Genomic DNA, 7538 nt, shown 5'->3' on the forward strand with positions numbered 1-7538 from the left:
GTCACACTAATTATGGCTCTGGCTTTAAGCTAACCCACGATATTGGAGGCTAGCACCTCGTGGGGTCATTATGTCTATGGTATTACGAAGAAAGATGTTGATGAGTTGCTGCAAATGGCATTCTCAGGGATCAACATAGGTTTATATCGTGAAGGCACTAACTTAATGCCAATTGTGGCACGTTTACCGGAAGAAGAGCGTGTAGATATCAGTACAATTGAAGGGATGAAGATTTGGAGCCCTGCGATCCAAGGTTATATTCCATTGCAACAAGTCGTGTTAGATGTGAATGTACGCTGGGAAGATCCGTTAGTGGTACGTAAAAACCGCAAACGTGTATTAACGGTGATGGCAGATCCTGATCCTATTGGTGAAGAAACCGCAGCGACAGTACAAAAGCGTATTATGCCCGCGATTGCTGCGATTGAATTACCAGAAGGTTATAGCTTGGAGTGGGGGGGCGAGTATGAGTCATCAGCAGATGCGCAAGCGTCACTGTTCCAAACTATGCCAATGGGTTATTTAGCGATGTTCCTTATCACTATCTTCCTATTTAATAAGGTTAAAGAAGCTTTGATTGTGTGGGCAACAGTGCCATTAGCAATCATTGGTGTGACCTTAGGTTTGCTGCTATTAAATACCCCATTTGGTTTCATGGCATTGCTTGGTTTCTTAAGCTTATCGGGAATGCTGGTGAAAAATGGTATTGTTCTGCTCGATCAAATTGAAATTGAGATAGCAAGCGGTAAGGAAAAATACCAAGCGGTAGTGGATGCAGCGGTAAGTCGTGTGCGCCCTGTCTGTATGGCGGCAATCACTACTGTGTTAGGTATGATCCCGCTGTTACCCGATGTGTTCTTTAAGCCAATGGCAGTTACCATCATGTTTGGTTTGAGCTTTGCCACGGTATTAACCTTGATTGTGGTACCTGTGTTATATCGCTTGTTCCATAAATTAAAAGTGCCAAGTAAACAAACGGCATAACAGTCTGTTTAGTTAACAAGAAAGCGAAACACGAAGAAACAAAAAGGCTTCCAAACGGAAGCCTTTCTTTTATTCTCTTTTGTGAGCGATTAAGCGTTCACTTTCCAGCTCATGGTTTCGCCAGCTTTAATTGGTACAACTGTGTCGTTACCAAATTGCATTTCTTCAGCAACCGTCCATGATTCTTTTACCAGTGTAATAGTATCAGTATTACGTGGAAGACCGTAGAAATCAGGGCCATTGAAACTTGCAAAGCCTTCTAGCTTATCTAATGCATTCGCTTGTTCAAATACTTCTGCATAAAGCTCGATAGCTGCGTGAGCTGTGTAAGAACCAGCACAACCACAAGCTGCTTCTTTACGACCTTTAGCATGTGGCGCAGTATCTGTACCTAAGAAGAACTTCTTGCTACCACTGGTTGCCGCATCAACTAATGCTTGCTGGTGGATATTACGCTTAAGGATAGGTAAACAGTAGAAGTGTGGGCGAATGCCGCCAACTAACATGTGGTTACGGTTAAACATTAAGTGGTGAGCCGTAATAGTTGCAGCTACGTTGTCACCAGCATTTTGTACGAACTTCACCGCATCTGCTGTGGTGATATGTTCAAGTACAATTTTTAGTGATGTGAATTCTTCAACGATAGGACCAAGCACGGTATCAAGGAAGGTTTTCTCACGGTCGAAAATATCAACATGATCATGAGTCACTTCACCATGAATAAGCAGTGGCATACCCACTTCTTGCATTGCGACTAACGCAGGGCGAATTTTATCAATCGATGTTACGCCTGAATCAGAGTTAGTGGTTGCACCTGCTGGGTAAAGCTTTGCAGCATAGATATGACCAGACGCTTTTGCTTTCTTAATTTCTTCAGCTGATGTGTTATCTGTTAGGTAGATAACCATAAGAGGTGAGAAAGTTGGGTTAGGTTGAGCATCTAGGATGCGCTCACGGTAAGCTAAAGCAGATTCTGTATCTGTAACAGGAGGGATCAAATTAGGCATGATAATCGCGCGGCCCATGTAACGGCTAATATCCCTTACTGTATCTTTTAATACATCACCATCACGTAAGTGTGCGTGCCAATCATCAGGACGAGTAATCGTTAATGTTGTCATTTTGTTTCCCTACCAAAAAATTTGCCCGATTCTAAAAGCATCTCATAGTTAAGTAAAGGTCATTAAACCACCAATGAGTTTGTTTGTTGAAATAAAATGCAATCGTTTGCCAAGTTAGCCAAAGACGAAAAGGATCACAGCAATAGAGTAAAAATATCTGTATCATTACTCTCTTTTCTTCATGCTAACGACGGAATACACCACAAACACCATGCCAACAGCGTGAAACCAAGTAAAAGGCTCGTTTAAGATAGTAATAGCAAAAATAGCGGTTATTGCAGGCCCTACATTACTGGTTAAACTTAACTGAGATGGGGTGAGTTTCTGCATCGCTGCAGCAACAAAGAAAGAGGGCAAGACGGTACAGAAGATCCCAAGAGCGATCCCTAATCCTATTAACCTTGGATCCAATGTGATCACATTGATGCCTTGCCACTGACTTTGAATCAAAATAACGATCCCAGCAGATCCCATACCAATACAAGTAAAAAGCTGGCTTCCCATTTGGCTAATTAACTTTTTGCTCATAATTAAATAACAAGCAAAGACAAAAGCAGAAGCCACTGCCAATCCACTTCCTAATAAAACGTTATTGCCGATATTGTTTATGTCATGAAAAACAATTAACGCAACGCCGATATAACCAAGAAAAATCGCTTTAAAAGTCCCTTTAACGGGTACTTGTTTTAAAACAATCCAGCTAATTAACACGACAAAACTTGGGAATAAAAAGATCAATAGTCGTTCTAATTGCGCACTGATATACGCCATAGCGGCAATATCTAAATATGACGCCAAATAGTAACCAAGAATGCCCACAGCACTGGCAGCTAAGCCATAGTGTTTGAAGTTGGCTCTATGCTCTGCCTTTCTCAGTAACCAGAACATCATAATGATATAGATAGGGACGGAACTAATGGCACGTAGCGTCATAATCGAGATGGCATCGCCCCCAAACTGGTAGGCAAGCTTAATAAAGACAGGTTTGATGGAAAATAAGGCCGTACCAATTAGCGCAAAAATGATGCCTTTATTGATATCAGAGTAGGAGGATTTATTATTTTCTGTGGGGTTATCTTGGGTTGATGGTGTCATATTATTTCTCGCTGAATGTTAATAGAAAGACTGCGAGAAATGCGGTAGGTCACTGGCTGAGCATTACTCACAGCCAGATAGCAATAGACTACCGGCCGGATGGCAGTAGCGTATTGAGGAGCCAAGTGTAGATAGTTGAGTAGTTCATAAGTTGCCTATTTATTGAGCATTAAAACCAACTTACGTGAATCGATAAGGTGTTACAAGCCATTAATTGCATTCATTAATGATTTATTTTCAGCATAAGTAAATTGCTCAGTTATAAAATCAATAAAAGCTCTTTGACGATAAGACATATTGAGGTTGGGAAGATACTGCATAAAGACTTCGCCTTGGTAATTATCGAGTAATACCCAATGTGGCAATACGGGGGTTAATGCACCTGACTCGATGGCTTTCTTAGCCACAAAAAAAGGCAATACAGCAATACCCAAATGATTCAGTGCTGCTTCTAATCGCATTTCAGTATGGTTAGCAATATAACGACCGTTAACGGTTACCATGACTTGCTCATTGTCTGTTTTAAAACGCCATTGGTTATCGACAATGGTTTCTCCAAGATAAATACAATCATGATCGACCAATTGCTTTGGATGTTGTGGCATACCTCGCTGAGCGAGATAGTGTGGCGATGCACACAAGACAAGATGGTTAGTAGCTAAGTTTTTCGCAACCAAGTTAGCTTGTGGTTTATTGGTGAGTTTAAAAACCACATCGACATCGTGATAGATAGGATCCATCGGCTTATCCGTCACTTGGATCTTTAACTTAATTTTTGGATGTTGTTCTACAAAGATCAGCAGTAAAGGCTGGAGGACTTGGCGACAAAATGCTTTTGGTGCCGCTATGGTGAGTTGTCCTTCCACTTCTTGAGCTTGGTTACCTGCTAGGTTCATGACATCCTGCGCATTTTGCAGGATATTCTTACCGTATTGATAGGCTTCTTGCCCAGCAAGTGTCAGTGATTGGCTACGTGTACTGCGTTTGATCAGCTGTACTTGAAGCTCTTTTTCTAATCGGCTGATCTGTCGGCTAATGCCGGATGGTGTCATGCCCAGCTTTTTTGCCGCAGCACTGAAACTGTCTGATTCAGCAACGGTGACAAAGGCTGCGAGATCAGGTAGAAGCTGAATGATTTTATTTTTGTCCATCAGTCACAAATCCTTTGCTTAGAGTGTGGATTATCAACTATCAGTCAAACATATAACATTTCGATTACAACTTAAATGATGTAGGAGAAAGAATATGGCGCAGATCTGGCAAACATTCGACGTAGGGCAAAAGCACCGCATGATCGCAATCTTTGGGCTATTAGCCGTGGCGGCTTTTTGGGGAACCAGTTACGGCATCGCCAAAGAAACCATGCTGTACACCAGCGTATTACTGTTCTTAGTGATCCGATTTTGCCTTACTTTAATGCTGATGTTGCCACTGATTATCAAGCAGTGGCGGTGGCAAACGTACTGGCAATTGGCACCAACAGGAGTGATATTAAGTATTATTTATCTCGCTGAAACGTATGGTGTTTATTATACCACCGCTTCTAATGCAGCTTTTTTAATTAGCTTATTTATTATCTTCACGCCACTTGTGGATGCGTTTGTTAATCGTCATGCCATTGCCTTTAAAGAACTCTTTGCCGCCCTGATTGCTATTTGTGGTGTGGGTTTGCTGGTAGGGGAAAACCTGACAGAACTGCAATTTAATATGGGAGATGGGTTAATTTTATTGGCGGCATTATGCCGAGCTGCATTTGTTGTGATGACAAAAAAGAAAATGGAAAAACAACAATGTGAGCCACTATTAGCGACTTTTATTCAATCATCTGTAGTGACCTTAGTTTGCATTGTTTTGCTGTTTTTAGTTGTGCCTAGTGAGCAGTATGTTTTACCGAACACGATTAATTTTTGGCTATATGTGAGTTATCTCGTGGTGTTTTGTACTTTGTTTGCTTTTTATATTCAAAACTATGGTGTGAAACATACCAATCCAACTCAAGTTTCATTTTTACTAGGGCTTGAGCCAGTGTTTGGTGGTTTATTTGCTCATTGGTGGTTAGGGGAAAGGTTCGATAGCATTCAGTGGATAGGAGCTGGCTTGATTGTTTTTGCTGCAATGTTTATTTCACTCAAGTTCTCTTTTCGTCGACGAATAAAAACAAGCCATGTTGCAGAGATAGAAAAGCCGATCGGATGATCGGCTTTGCATTGTATATCGCTATGGTTATTTGTTTATAACGTTATAGCTTAAATTTATGTACCAATTGGTTTTGCTCGGTAGCCAGTGTATCAAGCATCGAGCTGGCTTCTGCCACTTCTTCCATTGCCGTGTAGTTGGTATCAGCAATATGGCTGATATCTTCTAGGCTGCGAGCAATATCTGCCGTTGTTGTGCGTTGCTCTTCGGCAGATTGCGCAATTTGGCTACTCATTTGGCTAATTTCAATGATAATCGCTTGGATCTCTTCCATTGCACTGTTGGCATCAGAGGCTTGATTGATACTGTTGTCCATTTCAGTTACGCAGCTTTGCATCATTTCCATTGCCTGGCCTGAACTGCTTTGTAGATTTTGGATCATGGATTCTATTTCAGAGGTTGAATCAGTGGTACGTTTAGCCAGCACACGTACTTCATCGGCAACCACCGCAAAACCACGACCTTGATCGCCAGCACGTGCCGCTTCAATTGCAGCGTTAAGTGCGAGTAGGTTGGTTTGATCGGCGATATTACGGATCACATCTAAAATAGAGCCAATATTGCTACTCATTTGTTGTAGATCTGCAACGGCTGTGACTGAGTCATCTAAACGGGTTGAAAGTTGATGGGCAATATTGATGTTTTTACTCATCACTTCACGACCTGTTGCGGATGCTCGCTCAACCTCATGAACACGTTCCATGGTGTTTTGTGCGCTTTGAGAAACGTCAGTGACCGAATGCTCCATTTCTGTCATTGCGGTTGCGACAGACACTGTTTGCTCACGTTGATCGTTTAAGCGTTGTTTAGCCAATGCTGTTGTACTTTGGTTTTCAGCGGCTACTTTGGTTAAATCTTCCGATGCTTGGCTTAGCTGACTTAGGATTTGTTGCAAGTTACCAGCAAGCGTATTGATGTGATGGCTTAATTTATTAAATTCAATAAATTGTGAACGCTCGGTACGCTGCGTCATATCGCCATCAGTTAACGATTCTAGCGTTTTGAGCATGGATACTAATGGACGACGAACACTGCGTGCTAAATACCAACCAATGGAAATAGCAAGTAAAATGACAATTATTCCAATACATACAGCTTTGGTAATGCCTTGGCTGTAAGTGCGATCAGCGGTTTGGATCGCTTGATCCATTTGATTAGTGGCTTGCTGGTTAAATTGCTCAAGGATCGACATTGCTTGGTTAACTTCTTTCGTTAACGTTGCGATGTTGTCATATAAACGGGTTTTCGCTTCAATGTATTCGTAGTGTTGATCCAGTACACCACCTTTCTTACCAATATCGAGGGTATATTGATTAATCGACTTACCGAATGAGTCTTTTAATCCTGAAAGTAGGGTAGTTAAGCTACGAAAAGCGTTAGCAAGGTGGTTAACACTACGTTTGTTTTGTTTAATGGCTTCTTCAATTTTACTGATGTCATCTGTCGCTAGCGCATCAGAGGTAATGGTTTCTGTTTCTTTTAACTTAACGAAGAAGTTTTTAGCCATCATTTTAACGGCCATATTATCTTGTTCGTTAATGTATTCTTTCATACCGATACTGAGTTCGGCTTGTAGGCGTTGGAAACGGCGAGCTGATTGTTGACGTTCATCACCCGCTAGCATTTGGGTGCGATAGTTTTGCATCGCAATTTGTGCTTCAGCAAAATAACGTTGCTCAAGATCTGTCAGTGCTTTGATGTAGTTAGTTAGCTCTGGGTTACTTTCGGCAATTGCCACTAATTCTTGGCGAGCTGAGGCAAACTCTTTTGTTGCTTTATGAAAATCGGCTTCATAAGTTTGCATTGCAGCCGGATCTTGGCTGGTAAGAAAGTCTTTAAAGGTTTTATCGGCAGCAAGAAGTTTAACGCTTACTTTATTAGATATAGAGACTAAAGGAAGTGCGTCAGTGGTTACTGTCGTTAACTGGTTATGGATACGGTTTGTTCCATCAAGCATGAGCACAATGGTTAAAACAAACAATGCAACCATAACCACAAAACCAGAGTACATACGACGTATGACTGAAGTTTGGCTAGATTTCTTCATAATATCCCTATATTTAGCAAGAGTCAGTGTCATCATATTGCTGACTAATTGGTCATAACCTTCAATTTGACAATTTATGAATCCTTGTTCGCAAA

Annotated in this window: 5 protein-coding genes and 1 pseudogene; 2 read left to right on the forward strand and 4 right to left on the reverse strand. The window is 41.4% G+C overall.

What is annotated here, in order from left to right; all coding sequences use genetic code 11:
* Positions 1–75 precede the first annotated feature (75 nt).
* Positions 76–984: pseudogene (locus E5A76_RS04060) on the forward strand (efflux RND transporter permease subunit); the annotation flags it as partial.
* A gap of 89 nt (positions 985–1073) precedes the next feature.
* On the opposite strand, the gene pyrC reads toward E5A76_RS04060, so the two are convergent.
* From pyrC to E5A76_RS04075, 3 genes are all read right to left on the reverse strand, one after another.
* Entirely contained in the window at positions 1074–2105 is a 1032-nt protein-coding gene (pyrC, locus tag E5A76_RS04065) for a dihydroorotase (protein ID WP_161118177.1), read from the reverse strand.
* A 165-nt stretch (positions 2106–2270) separates the two neighbouring features.
* Positions 2271–3200, reverse strand: a complete 930-nt coding sequence (locus E5A76_RS04070) for a DMT family transporter (protein ID WP_161118178.1) — start codon at positions 3198–3200, stop codon at positions 2271–2273.
* 200 nt (positions 3201–3400) lie between these two features.
* The gene (locus E5A76_RS04075; protein WP_161118179.1) at positions 3401–4351 is read right to left on the reverse strand and encodes a LysR family transcriptional regulator; all 951 of its coding nucleotides are present in this window, start codon (positions 4349–4351) and stop codon (positions 3401–3403) included.
* Between the two features lie 94 nt (positions 4352–4445).
* Between E5A76_RS04075 and E5A76_RS04080 the strand changes: the two genes are divergently transcribed.
* Complete coding sequence (locus tag E5A76_RS04080; RefSeq protein WP_161118180.1) at positions 4446–5396, forward strand: DMT family transporter; 951 nt, start codon at positions 4446–4448, stop codon at positions 5394–5396.
* A gap of 43 nt (positions 5397–5439) precedes the next feature.
* Here the strand turns inward: E5A76_RS04080 and E5A76_RS04085 are convergent, their stop codons facing one another.
* Positions 5440–7407 (reverse strand): methyl-accepting chemotaxis protein, encoded by a 1968-nt coding sequence (locus E5A76_RS04085; protein WP_107165205.1) that lies wholly within the window; start codon positions 7405–7407, stop codon positions 5440–5442.
* Between the last annotated feature and the right edge of the window lie 131 nt (positions 7408–7538).

Origin of the sequence: Photobacterium lucens (genome assembly GCF_009873615.1) — a bacterium.
GTDB lineage: Bacteria > Pseudomonadota > Gammaproteobacteria > Enterobacterales > Vibrionaceae > Photobacterium > Photobacterium lucens.

Excerpts from the sequence above, each read along its gene's own strand:
- E5A76_RS04070 (WP_161118178.1), bottom strand. The coding sequence starts at position 3,200 with ATGACACCATCAACCCAAGATAACCCCACAGAAAATAATAAATCCTCC.
- E5A76_RS04075 (WP_161118179.1), bottom strand. The coding sequence starts at position 4,351 with ATGGACAAAAATAAAATCATTCAGCTTCTACCTGATCTCGCAGCCTTT.
- pyrC (WP_161118177.1), bottom strand. The coding sequence starts at position 2,105 with ATGACAACATTAACGATTACTCGTCCTGATGATTGGCACGCACACTTA.
- E5A76_RS04080 (WP_161118180.1), top strand. The coding sequence starts at position 4,446 with ATGGCGCAGATCTGGCAAACATTCGACGTAGGGCAAAAGCACCGCATG.
- E5A76_RS04085 (WP_107165205.1), bottom strand. The coding sequence starts at position 7,407 with ATGTACTCTGGTTTTGTGGTTATGGTTGCATTGTTTGTTTTAACCATT.